Origin of the sequence: Chitinophaga sp. XS-30, assembly GCF_008086345.1 — a bacterium.
Classification (GTDB): Bacteria; Bacteroidota; Bacteroidia; order Chitinophagales; family Chitinophagaceae; genus Chitinophaga.
The window spans coordinates 1,326,943-1,343,473 of sequence record NZ_CP043006.1 but is presented as its reverse complement, the minus strand read 5'-3'; the positions used below and the strand labels follow the sequence as shown (position 1 = coordinate 1,343,473).

Below are 16,531 nucleotides of genomic sequence, written 5' to 3'. Positions count from 1 at the left end.
TGGGTTCCGAACACGCGCTTGCTGTGTTCAAAAACCGAAAAAGCCGCTACTTGAAAAGTAACGGCTTTATGCAAATTACGGTGGAAAAACTTACTGACTCGCAGTCCCCGCTCTTAAGGTCAAGTGGTGTTTGATAGGTACTGCTTTATAATGGCTTTACTATCGTCTGCAAGCTTTTCCTTAGGTCAAATCTGATAAGGAAGCTTATAAGGACCCGCGGATAAACATCCAATGATCGTAGCACAAAGAAAAGGCAAACACCATGAAATGGCTTTCGAAATCGGGAAAACAAATGATCGTAAAGGGAAAATGTATCGTGCAACTTGGGAAGAAACGGGGAAACGCAACGTCACGGCTCGTTTAGCGGAGCAATAATTCACATGGCTTAAGGCCTGTATGTTTTTTGAAAGCCGTGGAAAAGTGGGAAATACAGGAATACCCCATCATGATGGCCACTTCAGAAACGGAGAGCCCTTTTTCGTATAACAGGCCTTTCGCTTTTTCCATTCTTTCTTTCTGGAAATAATCATAGATGGTAGTACCGAACATCGCTTTGAAACCTTTTTTCAGGTAACATTCGTTCATCGCTACCCGGCGGGCCAGCTCCCGGATGGTGATCGGTGCATCCAGCTGCTCCAAAAGGATGCTTCTGGCTTTCTCGATCTTCCCGCGATCTTCCATCTGGGTGAGGAAACGGCAACCATAACGTTCATCAGGATCATTCTGGATGAATTGATCGGAGCTGAACAGGAGCAGTTCAAGGGACTTGCTTTGCAGAAAGATATTCCGCAGCACACCTTCATAGTTGTTATGCACCATCTGCTCCAGCACCGCTTTCGATTTGGTACAGAGCTGAATGGTTTTCACAAAAGGCTTTCTGGACTGCATTTCGAAAATTGTGGAGGAGGAGTTCCCTTTCTGGAGCGATTGAATAAAAGCCGGCTGAAAACGCACCGTGATCATATCCACAGATGGCAGCTTATTATTACAATCATTCTTTTTATGGCCTCCCGCGCATACCTCGTCCGTGCAGTTGGGATTCTTGCAATACTTGTTCCCCGCCACGCAGTAACGCAGCTCTATCGCTGCCGTTTGTCCACGTTTTGCGGGCTGGTATACCACCATTGCCACATCCTCCACCGGCAGGGGACGCTCGAAGACGTAGCGCTGCAGGCTGTAATCCAGACAGTCGGGCACTGACACACTGGCCGTTTCGGCAAGTTGCAGCTGGTCGCTCAACGCTGGTTGCGGGATCGCAATTGATAATATTTCCTGTACTTCTTTCATGTAAAGCCACACAAAACTAATGAATCGTTGTTATAATATTACCAGTTTTACAAACACCTTACAATTCAGCCCCCAAACAGCTGATTTGGTACAGATTTAGCAACAACCGTCCATAATGAAACGTATCTGGAAGATCATACTCATGTCACTGGCTATATTAATAGTCCTTATACTTGGTACTGCATGGTATCTGAGCGTTCACTGGAAAGGGATATTGGACAAACAGCTGAGCCGTTCTGTAAAAGAAAGCTCCGACAGCCTTTATACCCTTGCCTACCGGGAGATCAGTCTTAACCTGCTGACCGGCAGCATGGGCATTGAAAATGTGGTGCTTTTGCCGGACAGTGCCGTGTACGCCCGTATGGTAGCTGAACAACGCGCCCCATCCACGGTGTATAATGCCACAATGAGCCATTTGCAGATCAGCGGAATGAACGTTCTCCGGTATTTTCTGGGTAAAAAGGTGGATGTGAAGGCTATTGTGGTTAAAGATCCGGAGATCACCATCATAGATGACCTGCGGAGCGTTGATACCACGCCAAGGCAAAGCCTGTATGCCTCCATTCATGAAAATATCAACAGTTTCAGCGTGGGGCGGATCGACCTGGCTGACACAAAACTGACCTTTACGCAGATCCGGAAAGACAGCAGCAGGGCGATCACGCAACTGGAAGGAGTGGGCATGAATATCCGGGGTGTGGAGATAGATTCCATCAGTGAGCATGACCCGGCGCGTTTCCTCTACGCCCGGGAATTTGAGTTGACCCTGGATAAGTGGGATTACCGGACACCGGACAGCCTGTACTGGCTGCATGTGAACAAGATCAGCTACAATGCCGTGGCACGGGAGATGAACATAGGAGAGATAAAACTGGAGCCCCGTTATAGCAAGGCTGATTTCGACAAACAGATAAAAACGCAGCAAGACCGCTTCCAGCTGGCATTCCGGGAACTGCGCTTCCAGGGCATTCCCTTCATCAGTCTCCTCCAGCGGCAGGAATTCTTCGTCAAGGCCATCGACATCAATGGCGGTGAACTGCACGCCTACCGTAACCGCAAACTGCCGATGCCTCCGGGCAACAAACTGGGGCAATTCCCCAACCAGTTGCTGCACAAAATGGAGATGCCGCTCCATATAGATTCGATAAACGTCAAAGGGGTGGATATTTCCTACACGGAGGTCAGTGCCGAAACCGGGGAAACCGGCAAGGTGATGTTCCATAATGCCGGCGGCATTTTCCGGAACATTTCCAATGTGGATTCAGCGGTGGCGAAAGATAACCACTGCAAGGCAGACCTGCATGCCATCCTGATGCAGACCGGCAAGCTCCGGGCCCACTTTGATTTTACGCTGGGCGACACCAACGGGGCCTTTGCGGTTTCCGGGCAGCTGAATAATATGGACGGAAAGGAATTAAATGGTATGACCACAGCAATGGGAAATATCCAGATCCGTTCAGCGCATATCAGGGAATTGGAATTCAGCATGAAAGGCAATGAAAGAAGCGCTTCCGGCACATTGAAATTCCTGTATTCCAACCTGAAGATCGGCATGTTGAAAGACGAAGAGGATAAACAGGGGAACAAACGCCGGAAGGGGCTGGCATCCCTTTTCGCGAACCTGCTGGCTATCAAGAACGAAAACCCCTCCCCCGGCGAGGCTGTACGGGTGGTCAAACCAGTTTTCCGCCGGGATATCCGGAAGTCATTCTTCAACCTGGTCTGGAAAACGATTTTCACCGGGGTAAAAGAGACCGTGGGCACCCCTTTGCTGGAGTCAATGGGTAAACGAAAAAAGTAATGTGTTACCCCATTGTTTATGCGCTATTCACATAGTATCCACCCCTCTCAAATATGCATTGTTTTTCATGGAAATTAGCCTGATTTTGCTTATTTTTGCACGATTGTCTACTGATTTGTTTAAAAAAGATTTTCAGCTAATAATATGAGTGAAGAACTAGTGCAAGCAACTACCCCTAGCAATGGCTATGATGCGGGTAGTATTCAGGTATTGGAAGGGTTGGAAGCCGTGCGGAAACGTCCCGCCATGTATATTGGCGACATCGGGGTCAAAGGGTTACACCATCTGGTATATGAAGTAGTGGACAACTCTATTGACGAAGCCCTCGCCGGTTATTGCAAGAATATTGAAGTGACGATCTGCGAGGATAACTCCGTACGTGTGAAAGACGATGGCCGTGGTATCCCCACCGGCATGCATACCAAAGAGAAACGCTCGGCGCTTGAAGTGGTGATGACCGTGCTTCATGCCGGCGGCAAATTCGACAAGAACACCTATAAGGTATCCGGTGGTCTTCACGGTGTGGGCGTAAGTTGCGTGAACGCTTTGAGCGACCCGCTGCATGTAACCGTTCACCGCGAGGGCAAGATATTCGAGCAGGAATACAGAATGGGCCATCCCCAGTACAGTGTCCGCGAGATCGGAACCAGTGATATTACCGGTACTATCGTGCATTTCAAACCCGATGCCACCATTTTCATTGAAACCACATACAACCGCGAAACCCTGGCCGGCCGCCTACGCGAACTGGCCTTCCTGAACAGGAAGATCCGCATCACACTCACCGACGAGCGCGAAAAGGACGAAAACGGCAACGCATTCAGCGAAGTATTCTACAGCGAAGGCGGTATTGTAGAATTTGTGGAACTGATGGACAAGAATGGCCGCCGCAACCCGCTGGTACCTACCCCCATCTATATCGAAACACATGATCCTGCTTCCAACGTAGCAGTAGAGGTGGCCATATTGTACAATGACTCCTTCAATGAACATGTTTTCTCTTATGTCAACAATATCAACACAATAGAAGGCGGCACCCACGTAGCCGGCTTCCGCAGGGCTATCACCAGGGTCTTCAAGGCCTATGGCGACAAGAACAAGATGTTTGAAAAGTCCAAGGTGGAAGTGACGGGGGACGACTTCCGGGAAGGCCTCAGCTGCATCGTGAGCGTAAAAGTTCCCGAGCCGCAGTTCGAAGGGCAAACCAAGACGAAGCTGGGCAACTCCGATGTAATGGGTATTGTGGACAGCGCTGTGGCCAGTGTGCTCGATGCTTACCTGGAGGAACATCCCCGTGAGGCAAAGACCATTATTAACAAGGTGGTACTGGCCGCCCAGGCGCGTGAAGCCGCCCGCAAGGCCCGGCAAATGGTACAACGCAAAAGCGTGATGACCGGCAGCGGGCTGCCCGGCAAGCTGGCGGACTGCTCCGATAACGACCCCGCAAAATGTGAGCTCTACCTCGTCGAAGGAGACTCCGCGGGTGGTACGGCCAAACAGGGCCGCAACCGTAATTTCCAGGCCATTCTCCCGCTGCGGGGAAAGATCCTGAACGTGGAGAAAGCGCTGGAACACAAGATCTACGAAAACGAAGAGATCAAGAACATCTTTACAGCGCTTGGCGTGACCATCGGCACACCGGAAGATGACAAAGCACTGAACCTCACCAAGCTCCGCTATCATAAACTGATCATCATGACGGATGCCGATGTGGACGGAAGCCACATCGCCACACTGATCCTGACCTTTATCTTCCGCTATATGAAGGCAATGGTGGAACAAGGGTTTGTGTACCTCGCCCAGCCACCTTTATACCAGGTGAAGAAAGGGAAAGAACATATCTATGCATGGACGGAAGAACAGCGCAAAGCAGCTGTGGCCAGACTAGCGGGCAGCGGAAGGGAAGACAGTGTAACCATACAGCGTTATAAAGGTCTTGGTGAGATGAACGCAGAACAACTCTGGGATACCACCATGAACCCGGACGCCCGCACCCTGAAACAGGTGACGATCGACAGCGCATTTGAAGCCGACCGGATCTTTACCATGCTCATGGGTGATGAAGTGCCCCCACGCCGGGAATTTATCGAGTCTCATGCCAAATACGCTAAAATCGACGCATAACATTTCAAAAAGTCATAGTATAAGAGCCGTTTTCTAACCGAAACGGCTCTTTTTTTATCAGGATCATACAAATATCAAATTTTATCTATAAAAAATTTCTGTAATCTATATATAAAGATTATATTGCACACGAAAACAATCAAACGTAACACCCCGCAGTGTTACCGCAATAAAAACATCAAAACTTGTATGAAAACCGCACCAGGAGGCCGCTAAAAAGGGGGCTTTTCTGATGACAACTATATATTGCTATATATAATCGCTCAATTTTTTATTTATCCTATGAAATGTAATCACCTTACCCTGGCCCTTGGCCTCCTGGTTACCGGTTTGTTCTTTAGCTGCGAGAAAGAGAAGAACACCGCTGCCGGTTCCTTCTCCCTGAAGGTGAATGATACGCTTTATACGGTCACCCGGCAACTGACGGCCACCCTCCATGATACCGCAGAAACCGGCGCTTTCCTGGTCATTTCCGGCCTGACGGCGCAGAACAACATGGTCACCGTTAACGTGATCTTTCCTGACAAACAACTGAAAACCGGCACCTATTCCCTGAGTGACGAGGCTTTGAATTCCATTGCCTGGTCGCGCAACCTGTACGCAGGCATCTATTCTGCCGATAATATCAGTGAGGGCGCCGCCGCGAGCATTCAGCTCGAAACGATCTCGGAGACCCGGGCGAAAGGCACTTTTTCCGGTGTGATCATCAGCGATGATGATCCTTCGCTGAGCAAAACGGTCTCGGAGGGCAAATTTGAAGTATCCGTATTGACATTGAAATAACCTTACAACTGTTGTCCTATTTATCCCTTTACCTATGACGAAAATTCCGGTCAGCGAGCTACGGCGAGCCAACCGGAAAAAACAGACAACTTAAGACAGCATTAACGGCATTCAACGGCCACGCGGCTTCTGCCCATGGCCACCACTGCAAACGCAAAGAGGGTGTACCGCATCGGATACACCCTCTTTCTATTCCTTTCTTCCGCACTATTTTATGCCGAACACCGCTTTTACTTCTGCGCGGATCTTGATCGTTTTAAAATCAATGTTGGAATCCGGCGCTCCTCCCGCATCGGCAGCCTTGGAGGCGAACATCCTTACATTGGCCATTTCCGGGCGCACATCGCTGTAATGGTCTGTATTGAACTCCTGGATCTCTATTACACCACCGATCTTTTCATCGATGGCACCGAGCAGGTATTCCGCTTTTGCTTTGGCTGCTTTCAGCGCATCCATTTTCACCTGTTTGCGGAAATCCTCCATTTTGCTGTGGGTATAAGAAGCTACATTCACGGCTTCGATACCTTCTTCATCCACTGCCGCAAGGATACCATTGATCTTGTCCAGCCGGTTGAGCTTCAGCCGGTATTGCTTACGCGCCAGGAAGTCTTCATCGTTCTTCTTTTTACGCCACCACTGGTCGTAATTGTAGCCGAATACATTTTCGATGGTGAAATCGCTTTTCCGGATACCGGCATCCTGCACGGCCTTTTGCAGTTTCGCTTCCAGCGTGGTGATCGCCACTTTGGTGTTCCTGTTCATATACTCCCGCAGGGTAATGTTCACAAAGATCTCGTCCGGAGTGATCTCCATTTCGGCGGAGCCGTTCACTTCGATCTTCTTCACCGGGGGCTTGTTGTCGGTGGTCTGGGCGAAAGATGTTGCTGTCATAAAGAGTCCCATTAATAATACGGTCAATTTTTTCATGGTTTTGCTTTTTAAATTCAATCTCAGGATGCAGGGTTAAGGTTTGTTTCCATATGCCCTTGCAGGCTTTAACTTTTTTTTAAGTTTTAAAGGAGTTGTTCAGCATGTAACGTTCCGGGCAAAAATAAGTTACATTTCTTTAGCTGCGCGCATCGATAATGCCTTTCAGGAAGGTGTACAGATCATCCATCGTTTTGATGCGGGATACGATCAGCATAAAATTCTTCCCGGTCTGCTTCAGCCGGGCGTTATTGGTGCGTGCCTGGATATAATGCAGCAGATGCTGGAATGTGGGTGATTCGAAATAAGGGCTGTCCGGGTTGTTGATAAAGTAACAGCGCAACGTTTCTTCTTTGAGGATCATCTTTTCGAATCCCAGTTCGATGGCCATCCATCTGCAGCGGATGGTGGTAAAAAGGTCTTTCACCGGATCAGGCGTCGGTCCGAAACGATCTTCCAGTCCGGCCGCGAACTCCTGCAATTTGTTTTCCTGTGTGATATTATCCAGTTCCTGATAGAGGTTCAGGCGTTCCTGGATGCTTTCCACGTAGGAATCGGGGATCAGTATTTCGAGGTCGGTATCGATGGTGCAATCGCTGATGAAGTCCCGTTTCTCTTCGAGCTGTTCTTTGAACAGGTCTTTGAATTCCGTTTGTTTCAGTTCGCGGATGGCTTCATCAAGTATCTTGGTGTACATGTCGAAGCCGATCTCGGAGATGAAGCCGCTTTGTTCGCCGCCCAGGAGGTTCCCCGCGCCGCGGATATCCAGGTCCCGCATCGCGATCTGGAAGCCGCTGCCCAGCTCACTGTGCTGTTCGAGGGTTTGCAGGCGTTTGCGGCTGTCCGCCGGAAGTGTGCTCATCGGCGGCGCCAGCAGATAACAGAATGCCTTCTTGTTGCTCCGGCCCACGCGGCCGCGCAACTGGTGCAGGTCGCTCAGCCCGAAGTGATGGGCGTTATTGATGATGATGGTATTGGCGTTGGAGATATCCACCCCGCTTTCCACGATATTGGTGCAAACCAGCACATCATATTTCCGGTCGATAAAATCGAGGATCACTTCTTCCAGCTTGTGCCCTTCCAGCTGACCGTGCGCCGTGGCGATGCTCAGATCGGGACAAAGCTCCTGGAGCAGGCCGGCCATTTCGCGGAGGCCGTTCACGCGGTTGTGGATGAAGTAGACCTGGCCGCCGCGTTCCGTTTCATAGTAGATCGCGTCGCGGATGGCATCCTTGTCGAACACCTGCACTTCCGTTTCTATGGGCTGACGGTTGGGCGGCGGGGTATTGATAACGGACAGGTCGCGCGCGCCCATAAGCGAGAACTGCAGTGTTCTCGGAATAGGCGTTGCCGTTAGTGTCAGCGTGTCTACGTTTACTTTGAGTGTTTTGAGCTTTTCCTTCGCGGTAACGCCGAACTTCTGTTCTTCGTCCACGATCATCGCGCCAAGGTCTTTGAACTTCACATCCTTGCCGAGCAAGGCATGCGTACCGATGATGATATCTATCTTTCCGTCCGCCAGCCGCTGCAGGGTTTCTTTTTTTTCTTTTGCGGATTTGAACCGGTTGATGTAGTCGACCGTACAGGGGAAGTCTTTCAGGCGGTCCGAAAACGTTTTGTAATGCTGAAAAGCGAGGATGGTGGTGGGCACAAGTACGGCGGCCTGTTTGCCGTCCACAACGGTTTTGAAGGCGGCGCGGACGGCCACTTCCGTTTTCCCGAACCCTACATCGCCGCATACAAGCCGGTCCATGGGGGCGGGGGATTCCATATCGCGCTTCACATCGGATACGGCCTTGCTTTGATCGGGCGTGTCCTCATACAGGAAAGATGCCTCCAGTTCAGTTTGAAGATAGGTGTCCGGCGCGTGAGCAAACCCTTGCTGCGCCTTACGCGCGGCATACAGTTTGATGAGGTCTTTTGCGATGTCTTTGACCTGGGTCTTGGCCTTTTCCTTCAGCTTGTCCCATGCATCGCTGCCGAGTTTGTTGACACGGGGTTCAACGCCTTCTTTGCCGGTATATTTGCTGATCTTGTGCAGTGAGTTGATGTTCACATACAACAGATCATTGTTTTTGTAGATGATGCGGATGGCTTCCTGCATTTTACCGGCAACCTCGATCTTCTGCAATCCGCTGTACACGCCTACACCATGATCGATATGCGTGACGAAATCACCGGCCTGCAGCTCCCGCAGGGTTTTCAGCGTGATAGCCTTGTTCTTGTTATAGGCCTGCTTTACCCTGGATTTATGGAAACGCTGGAAGATCTGATGATCGGTATAACAGACGATGCGGAGGTCATGATCGATGAATCCGCTGCTGATGGCCACGGGAATGGGGTAAAAGACAAAATCGGCCTTCAGGTCCTCGAAAATGCTGCGCAGGCGTTCCAGCTGGCGAGGGTTTTCGGCGAAGATGAAGAGCGTGTATTTATTGGTATTATGTTGTGCGAGGTCTTTGATTAACAGATCGAACTGCCGGTTGAATACGGGTTGTTCCGCTGTGCTGAAGGGGAAGGTCTCTACGGCGGCCGGGACTTTCTCAAAAGAAAAATGCGGGCCGAACACCACGCAGGAACGCTGCAACAGCAGTTCCATCAATTCCCTGCCCTTTACGAAATCCGCTTCAGCAATTTCCATCTCCTCCTCTTCCCCGGCCTTTACTTTCTGACCGGTCTGCAACCAGTCGTCCAGCCGTTGTTCCATTTGCTGTATTACGCCCTGTACATATACCGGGTCTTTGATCCAGACCACCGTGTTTTCCGGAAGGAAATCCGGCAGGCTCATCTTAAGGTGAGTGCTGGCGCGGGTATCCATGTTGGCAATGAGCGTCACCTGCATGAGTTTGCGTTCGCTGAGCTGGGTTTCCGGGTCAAACAGGCGGATAGAGTCTACCTCCTCTCCGAAAAGCTCCAGGCGGTAGGGTTTTTCATTGCCGAAGGAATAAATATCCAGTATCCCGCCACGGACCGCGTACTGACCGGGGCCGTAAACAAAATCGGAATGTTCGAAGCCCCAGCTCACCAGCTTTTCCAGCAATTCATCCACCTTCAATGTTTCGCCCACTTTCACATGCACCATATTGGCATTGTACGCGGCATTTCCGGCTACTTTCTCCCAAAGGGCTTCCGGATAGGTAACGAGTATCTTTTTATGGACGTTCCGGCCGGTGAACTTCATCAACGCTTCCGTGCGCAGCATGCTGTGGCTGCTGTTCAGTTCATGGAACTGGCCGGTTTTCTTGAAGGAATCCGGGAAATAAAGGATATCGAGGGCTTCGGTGAGCTGCTCCAGGTCGTTGTGAAAGTAGGCGGCCTCTTCCTTGTCGTTCAGGATGATGAGATGATTGGCGTCCGTTGAGCCCCAGGCATGGGCCGCCACGAAATTTGCGGCGCTGCCGGAGAGGCCTGTCAGGTGAAAATAGCGGGGTTCGGGCAAGGCGATCCCGGCCGCCAGTGATTTCAGACGGTTATCGCGATCAAACAACTGTAAAACTCCCTGCAAATTCATGAAGGATGCAAAGATAATGCATTTTATATTGGACAGGCGCAGCTGCCGCGATTTTATAAATTCTGGATTTTTGTGTAAATTGATAGGATACTGATCTGATAAGGGAGTAGATAATGCATAAATCCTTGCTGCATGCTGGAACAATGGCAAACAGGCGTGGTCACGAAGATCGTGGACGAAACGCATAACACGAAAAGGTTCTGGATCCGCGTTACCGAAAAAGACAAGTTTGATTTTAAACCCGGACAGTTTGTGACCCTGGACCTGCCGATCCACGAACAGAAAAATAAACGATGGCGGAGCTACTCCATCGCCTCCCATCCCAACGGCAGTAACGAGATCGAACTGGTGATCGTATTACTGGAAGGAGGGGCCGGCTCCACTTACCTCTTTACGGAAGTAAAAGAAGGCAGTGAGCTGACCTTGCGGGGGCCGCTTGGCCATTTCGTGCTGCCGGAGACGATGGACCGTGACATTTTCCTCATCTGCACCGGTACCGGCATTGCGCCTTTCCGCTCCATGTTGCATCACCTCAGGCTGCACGGCATCGAACACCCTGATATTTACCTGATCTCCGGCTCCCGGAAGGAAAGCGACCTGCTGTACAAGGCGGAGATGATGCAATTGCAACAGGAGATGCCGGGATTCCAGTACATTCCCACTTTATCCCGCGACCCGTCCTGGAGCGGCCGGAAAGGATATGTGCATGCTGTGTACGAGGAGTTGCTGGCGGACAAAAGGCCGGCGCATTTCTACCTCTGCGGCTGGAAAGCCATGATCGATGAAGCACGGCAGAAGATACAGGCCATGGGGTATGACCGGCATGATGTTCACCTGGAACTGTATGGGTGATGCGGGAATGAACAGAAAGGTCAATCCGCTCTCTTACTGCGACCACAATGCAGTTACAGGCACGGCTTGCAGGTTCTTCTTAAGGCTCAAAACGTCCTTTCGTGGGTAAATCTGTACCGCTTGAGGCTGGTCTGCACGGTGAATACGCCCTTAATCCATCACCGCTTTCATCACCAGTTCCTTCACGCTGCTCATGGGAATACGCTCCTGCTCCATACTGTCCCGGTGGCGGATGGTTACGGTGCCGTCTTCTTTGGTCTGGTGGTCTACCGTTACGCAGAAAGGTGTGCCGATGGCATCCTGGCGGCGGTAGCGTTTACCGATGCTATCCTTCTCCTCATAATAGCAATAAAAATTCTTTTTGCAGTCTGCCATCAGTTCTTTTGCCAGTTCCGGCAGGCCATCTTTTTTAGTGAGGGGGAAAACAGCCAGTTTAATGGGCGCCAGTTTCGCGGGGAATTTCAATACAACACGACTATCCGCTTTTTCCGCAGTGCTCAGGTCCTGCTCTTCATAAGCCTCGCTTAACACCATCAGGCAGCAACGGTCCAGACCGATAGAAGTTTCAATGACGTAAGGAATATAATTCTGATTGATCTCAGTATCAAAATACTGCATCTTCTTGCCGGAGTATTGCTGATGCTGCTTCAGGTCAAAATCCGTGCGGGAGTGGATCCCTTCCACTTCCTTGAACCCTATCGGGAAATTGTATTCGATATCCACAGCTGCATCAGCATAATGCGCCAGCTTTACGTGATCGTGGTATTGCAGGTGCTCCGGTTTAAGGCCGAGGCTTTTGTGCCAGTTCATGCGCTCTTCCTTCCAGTAGGCATACCACTCCTGCTGGGTGCCGGGGCGGATGAAGAACTGCATTTCCATCTGTTCGAATTCCCGCATCCGGAATACGAACTGACGGGCTACGATCTCATTGCGGAAAGCCTTGCCCACCTGCGCGATACCGAAAGGTATCTTCATACGGCCGGTCTTCTGCACATTCAGGAAATTCACGAAAATGCCCTGCGCGGTTTCCGGGCGCAGGTATATTTCGCTGGCGTCTTCGGCTACGCTGCCCAACTGGGTGGAAAACATCAGGTTGAACTGGCGTACTTCCGTCCAGTTGCTGGTGCCGCTTACGGCGCACTTTATCTTCTCTTCTTCTATCAGTGTTTTCAGGCCGGCATAATCATTTTCTTTCAGCAGGTCTTCCATCTTCTGTATCAATGCAGCGCCGGCCGGTTCAGGCAGGGTTTCCGCATGGGCTTCGATCAGATGGTCTATACGATAACGCTTCTTGCTGTCTTTATTATCGATCATCGGATCACTGAAATTATCCACATGCCCGGAAGCTTTCCAGATCGTGGGGTGCATGAAGATCGCAGAATCGATCCCCACAATATTCTCATGCATCTGCGTCATGCTCTTCCACCAGTAATCACGAACGTTCTTCTTCAGCTCAGCACCATACTGGCCATAATCATATACTGCGCTCAATCCATCGTAAATCTCGCTGGACTGAAAGATGAAACCGTATTCTTTACAATGCGAAATGATCGCCTGGAATTTATTCTGATCTGTTGCCATAGTCGCGCAAAGATAAATTTGAATTTTGAAAAGACGTATTATATTAATTAACTACTTGTATAATGCTTGCTATCTGAGTTTTTCATTGTCCTTATGCCGGGTAGCATCCCGGATGTTCTTTTTATCGAAATTTTTCTCCAGCGCGGCGGTCAGGTCAATACCCGTCTGGTTGGCCAGGCAAAGCACTACCCAGAACACGTCTGCCAGCTCATCAGCCAGCTCCTTATGCTTATCCGATTCTTTGAATGACTGGTCCCCATACTGCCGGGCGATGATCCTGGCCACTTCTCCCACTTCTTCCGTTAATATCGCCATATTCGTTAGTTCGGAAAAGTACCGTACGCCGGTGGTGTTGATCCATTGGTCCACCTGCTCCTGGGCTTCTTTGATGGTCATAATCGTTTCTTTTTTTTGATGAAGGTTACTCGCGGTGTTTTGTATCGATGATGATGGTAACGGGGCCGTCATTCAGCAGGGAAACTTTCATATCTGCGCCGAATTCCCCGGAGCCAACGGGCTTGCCCAGGTCCGCTTCCAGCTGCGCTTTCATTTTTTCGTAGCGCGGAATGGCCACTTCCGGTCTGCTGGCTTTGAGATAGGAAGGGCGGTTGCCTTTTTTCGTGGAAGCATGAAGGGTGAACTGGCTGACGAGGATGATGTCTCCGCCGGTTTCCAGCACACTCCGGTTCATAACGCCATTATCGTCATTAAAGATGCGCAGGTTCACGATCTTGCTGCTGAGCCAGGTGATATCTTCCGCACCGTCTGCATCCTCTATCCCCACGAGCACCAGCAAGCCCTGCTGTATGGCCGATTTCACCACACCGTTGATGGTTACCGCCGCATTTGCCACTCTTTGTATCACCGCTTTCATGTGTTTATAATTGCTTTTTAGCGGTCACATGGCATCTCGCATGGTGAATAATCATTCCAGTGTGCGTCGCTTGCGCCATGCCCGCTTTCATCAGTTAATATTTATTCCGTGTATTCCCTTTAAATTTGTGTTTAAAGATAAGCAATGCTTTATGCCTGACATATCATCGGAAATAAAATTCAAAACGGCGCGCAGCGGCGGCAAGGGAGGCCAGAACGTGAACAAGGTGGAAACCATGGTGGAAGGCTATTTTGATATCGCTGCTTCAGCGGTGTTCACGGAAGAGCAGAAAGCGCGGCTGATGGAGAAACTGGGCGACCGGCTGAATGCCGAAGGTTTGCTGCAGGTGCGGTCCCAGACGGAACGCAGCCAGTTGGGCAACAAGGTGGAGGTCATTAAAAAGATGAGCCGGTTGTTGCAGCAGGCACTGATCGTCCCGAAAAAACGGATCAAGGTAAAACCGACGAAAGCGATGATCGAGAAAAGGCTGCAATTCAAGAAACGCATAAGCGAAAAGAAAAGCAACCGCCGCAATCAATTTGGAAACGATTAATTTTAGCACAAAATCAGCGTTTTGGGAAGTATCAAAAAACTTGCGGGCCAGACCATCTGGTATGGCCTGCCAACAATAACGGCCAGGTTTCTCGGCTTTATCCTCCAGCTATTTTTCACCAGCATATTTTCGCCGGACGAGTTCGGGGTCATTACCCAGGTGTATGCCGCCATCCCTTTCCTGAACATTTTATTTACCTACGGGCTGGAAACCAGCTATTTCCGCTTTGTACAGCTAACCGACAAAACGAAGCTTTACAATACGCTTTGCATCTCGCTGTTCGTGTCCACCACGGTGCTCACCGTGCTGATCATTGCAGGAGCCAGGCCGCTGGCAGATTTTCTGGAGATCTCCGGGCGGGAGGATTATGTCGTCTACATGGCCTGGATCATCTTCTTCGACACGCTCGCCACCCTTCCCTTCGCCAGGCTGCGCCAGGAAGGCCGGCCGCGTAAATATGCGCTGGTAAAGGTACTGACGATCATCACGCAGATACTGTTCACGATCTTCTTCCTCATCATCTGCCCGAAATTTGCCGGTAATCCGCTGTTTAGCTGGTACAACGCTTCTTTCGGGGTGGGTTACATCCTGATCGCCAATATGCTGGGCAGCTTTTTTGCACTGGTGTTCCTTTACCGCGAGGTGACGGCTTTCCGCTGGTTGTTCGACAAACAGTTATGGAATGATGTGATGCGTTACAGCATGCCGCTGGTGATCGTGGGATTCGGAGGGATGATCAATGAAATGCTGAGCAGGCTGGTGTACACCAAGGTGTCTACCCTGCCGGCAGAAGAGAAGCTCACAGAACTTGGGATCTTTGGCGCCAATTATAAACTGGCGATGCTGATCACCATTTTCATACAGGCGTTCCGGATGGGTGCGGAACCGTTCTTCTTTAACCAGAGCAAAAATGAGGATTCCCGCTTTACCTATGCCCGTGTGATGAAATTCTTCACCATAGCCTCCGGGGCGGTCTTTCTCGTGGTGGCCCTGTTCCTGGATGTGTGGAAAGTACTGATCACCCGGAAAGACCCGGTATATGCGGAGGGGCTGAACATTGTGCCGATCCTTACCATGGGCACGGTGTTCCTGGGCATTTATTACAACCTGTCCATCTGGTATAAACTTACCAACCGGAATATGACCGGCGCTTACATCACGCTGGCCGGTGCCGCTATTACCATTCTGCTGAATATCTGGTGGATACCCTACTTCGGCTACACCGGTTCCGCCTGGGCCACTTTTATCTGTTATGCCTTTATGATGATGGTTTCCTACCTGCTGGGGCAGAAATACTACCCGGTGCCTTATGATGCGAAACGGGTCTTGTTCTTCCTGCTGCTGGCTTCGGGCATTTACATCGTCCACCATTATATCCGGTCGCTGCAGCCGGGTATCTGGACGGTACATGCCTGCGGCCTCGTGGGGCTGGGTATATACATGGCCGTTACCGGCTGGATGGAAAGGGGCGATTTCAGGCGGCTGTTGTTGCGCAAGCCCTGATATCTCATGCGAAAGATTGACAAACAGCCGGTTATGCAAATCTCGTGTTCGGGTCCTCCGGAACAAAGGGGTTGTGTTCCTTCTCAAATCCAATGGTGGTAGAGGGGCCATGGCCGGGATAGACCACCACTTCATCGGGCAGATTGTACAGCTTTTCCCGGATGCTGCGGGCCAGGGTATCGAAATTCCCGCCCGGGAAGTCGGACCGGCCAACGCTCTGCCTGAACAGCACATCCCCGGCGATCACAAACTGCTGTGCGGCGCAGTAAAAGGAAATACTGCCCGGTGAATGCCCGGGCGTCAGCAATACTTCCAGCACATCATCTCCCAGCACCACTTTATCTCCCTCTTCCAGGTAACTTTTGGGCATCGGAGAAGGCTCAAAAGGCAGGTTGTACATGATGCCAGACTGGGGCGACCGGTCCAGCACCACCTGGTCTTTCCGGTGGATCTCCAGCCCCACACTGAAGGTCTTTGCCACAAGGCTATTGGCGAAAATATGGTCGAGATGACAGTGCGTATTGAGCAGGCGGACAACCTTCAGGCCGTTTTCCCGTATGAATTGAAGGAATTCTTCCCGTTCATTTTGATAATAAAAGCCCGGATCTATAATGATACAGTCCTTTTTGTCGTTTATAAGGACGTACGTGTTTTCCTGGAGGGGATTAACCGTGAAATATTTGATTTCAAACATTGTTGACCGATTTTTGCTAATTTTAATTCAGAACACAATAT

13 protein-coding genes and 1 pseudogene are annotated in these 16,531 nt (G+C 50.5%); 7 read left to right on the top strand and 7 right to left on the bottom strand.

Going from position 1 to position 16,531, the window contains the following annotated elements:
• The first annotated feature begins 231 nt into the window (after positions 1–231).
• Positions 232–375, top strand: coding sequence for a hypothetical protein (locus tag FW415_RS24905; RefSeq protein WP_168208682.1), 144 nt, complete (start codon positions 232–234; stop codon positions 373–375).
• Here FW415_RS24905 and FW415_RS05665 read toward each other — a convergent pair.
• Positions 361–1,287: an AraC family transcriptional regulator gene (locus FW415_RS05665; protein ID WP_148383308.1), complete on the bottom strand. Its 927-nt coding sequence runs from the start codon at positions 1,285–1,287 to the stop codon at positions 361–363. The genes FW415_RS24905 and FW415_RS05665 overlap by 15 nt on opposite strands.
• 115 nt (positions 1,288–1,402) lie before the next feature.
• Here FW415_RS05665 and FW415_RS05660 point away from each other — a divergent pair, with 115 nt between their 5' ends.
• From FW415_RS05660 to FW415_RS05650, 3 genes are all read left to right on the top strand, one after another.
• Positions 1,403–3,088: a hypothetical protein gene (locus FW415_RS05660; RefSeq protein ID WP_148383307.1), complete on the top strand. Its 1,686-nt coding sequence runs from the start codon at positions 1,403–1,405 to the stop codon at positions 3,086–3,088.
• A 144-nt stretch (positions 3,089–3,232) separates the two neighbouring features.
• Positions 3,233–5,212 carry a DNA topoisomerase (ATP-hydrolyzing) subunit B gene (gyrB, locus tag FW415_RS05655; RefSeq protein WP_148383306.1) on the top strand — a complete coding sequence of 660 codons (1,980 nt, stop codon included), beginning with the start codon at positions 3,233–3,235 and terminating at the stop codon, positions 5,210–5,212.
• A gap of 282 nt (positions 5,213–5,494) precedes the next feature.
• Complete coding sequence (locus FW415_RS05650) at positions 5,495–5,995, top strand: hypothetical protein (protein ID WP_148383305.1); 501 nt, start codon at positions 5,495–5,497, stop codon at positions 5,993–5,995.
• Positions 5,996–6,202: 207 nt separating this feature from the next.
• Here the strand turns inward: FW415_RS05650 and FW415_RS05645 are convergent, their stop codons facing one another.
• Positions 6,203–6,922, bottom strand: coding sequence for an SIMPL domain-containing protein (locus FW415_RS05645; protein WP_148383304.1), 720 nt, complete (start codon positions 6,920–6,922; stop codon positions 6,203–6,205).
• A gap of 139 nt (positions 6,923–7,061) precedes the next feature.
• Positions 7,062–10,433 (bottom strand): transcription-repair coupling factor, encoded by a 3,372-nt coding sequence (mfd, locus tag FW415_RS05640; RefSeq protein WP_148383303.1) that lies wholly within the window; start codon positions 10,431–10,433, stop codon positions 7,062–7,064.
• Positions 10,434–10,565: 132 nt separating this feature from the next.
• On the opposite strand from mfd, the gene FW415_RS05635 reads away from it, so the two are divergent.
• A complete protein-coding gene (locus tag FW415_RS05635) occupies positions 10,566–11,285 on the top strand; it encodes a ferredoxin--NADP reductase (RefSeq protein ID WP_148383302.1) in 720 nt (239 codons plus the stop codon).
• Between the two features lie 150 nt (positions 11,286–11,435).
• Here FW415_RS05635 and FW415_RS05630 read toward each other — a convergent pair whose 3' ends face one another.
• The 3 genes from FW415_RS05630 to dtd all read right to left on the bottom strand — a co-directional run bounded on the left by FW415_RS05630 (position 11,436) and on the right by dtd (position 13,740).
• On the bottom strand, positions 11,436–12,866 hold the full coding sequence (locus FW415_RS05630; protein WP_148383301.1) for a glycine--tRNA ligase: 1,431 nt from the start codon (positions 12,864–12,866) through the stop codon (positions 11,436–11,438).
• A 69-nt stretch (positions 12,867–12,935) separates the two neighbouring features.
• On the bottom strand, positions 12,936–13,262 hold the full coding sequence (locus tag FW415_RS05625; RefSeq protein WP_148383300.1) for a nucleotide pyrophosphohydrolase: 327 nt from the start codon (positions 13,260–13,262) through the stop codon (positions 12,936–12,938).
• A gap of 25 nt (positions 13,263–13,287) precedes the next feature.
• Positions 13,288–13,740 (bottom strand): D-aminoacyl-tRNA deacylase, encoded by a 453-nt coding sequence (gene dtd, locus FW415_RS05620; protein WP_148383299.1) that lies wholly within the window; start codon positions 13,738–13,740, stop codon positions 13,288–13,290.
• Between the two features lie 169 nt (positions 13,741–13,909).
• Between dtd and arfB the strand changes: the two are divergent.
• A pseudogene (arfB, locus tag FW415_RS05615) lies at positions 13,910–14,293 on the top strand (alternative ribosome rescue aminoacyl-tRNA hydrolase ArfB); the annotation flags it as partial.
• A 21-nt stretch (positions 14,294–14,314) separates the two neighbouring features.
• The gene (locus FW415_RS05610; RefSeq protein WP_168208681.1) at positions 14,315–15,796 is read left to right on the top strand and encodes a polysaccharide biosynthesis C-terminal domain-containing protein; all 1,482 of its coding nucleotides are present in this window, start codon (positions 14,315–14,317) and stop codon (positions 15,794–15,796) included.
• A 31-nt stretch (positions 15,797–15,827) separates the two neighbouring features.
• Here the strand turns inward: FW415_RS05610 and FW415_RS05605 are convergent, their stop codons facing one another.
• A complete protein-coding gene (locus FW415_RS05605; RefSeq protein ID WP_148383296.1) occupies positions 15,828–16,490 on the bottom strand; it encodes an MBL fold metallo-hydrolase in 663 nt (220 codons plus the stop codon).
• Between the last annotated feature and the right edge of the window lie 41 nt (positions 16,491–16,531).

Bases quoted from the DNA above. Each gene is read 5' to 3' on its own strand.
- FW415_RS05605 (WP_148383296.1), bottom strand. From the start codon at position 16,490: ATGTTTGAAATCAAATATTTCACGGTTAATCCCCTCCAGGAAAACACG.
- FW415_RS05645 (WP_148383304.1), bottom strand. From the start codon at position 6,922: ATGAAAAAATTGACCGTATTATTAATGGGACTCTTTATGACAGCAACA.
- FW415_RS05660 (WP_148383307.1), top strand. From the start codon at position 1,403: ATGAAACGTATCTGGAAGATCATACTCATGTCACTGGCTATATTAATA.
- FW415_RS24905 (WP_168208682.1), top strand. From the start codon at position 232: ATGATCGTAGCACAAAGAAAAGGCAAACACCATGAAATGGCTTTCGAA.
- mfd (WP_148383303.1), bottom strand. From the start codon at position 10,433: ATGAATTTGCAGGGAGTTTTACAGTTGTTTGATCGCGATAACCGTCTG.
- FW415_RS05630 (WP_148383301.1), bottom strand. From the start codon at position 12,866: ATGGCAACAGATCAGAATAAATTCCAGGCGATCATTTCGCATTGTAAA.
- FW415_RS05625 (WP_148383300.1), bottom strand. From the start codon at position 13,262: ATGACCATCAAAGAAGCCCAGGAGCAGGTGGACCAATGGATCAACACC.
- gyrB (WP_148383306.1), top strand. From the start codon at position 3,233: ATGAGTGAAGAACTAGTGCAAGCAACTACCCCTAGCAATGGCTATGAT.
- dtd (WP_148383299.1), bottom strand. From the start codon at position 13,740: ATGAAAGCGGTGATACAAAGAGTGGCAAATGCGGCGGTAACCATCAAC.
- FW415_RS05650 (WP_148383305.1), top strand. From the start codon at position 5,495: ATGAAATGTAATCACCTTACCCTGGCCCTTGGCCTCCTGGTTACCGGT.
- FW415_RS05635 (WP_148383302.1), top strand. From the start codon at position 10,566: ATGCTGGAACAATGGCAAACAGGCGTGGTCACGAAGATCGTGGACGAA.
- FW415_RS05665 (WP_148383308.1), bottom strand. From the start codon at position 1,287: ATGAAAGAAGTACAGGAAATATTATCAATTGCGATCCCGCAACCAGCG.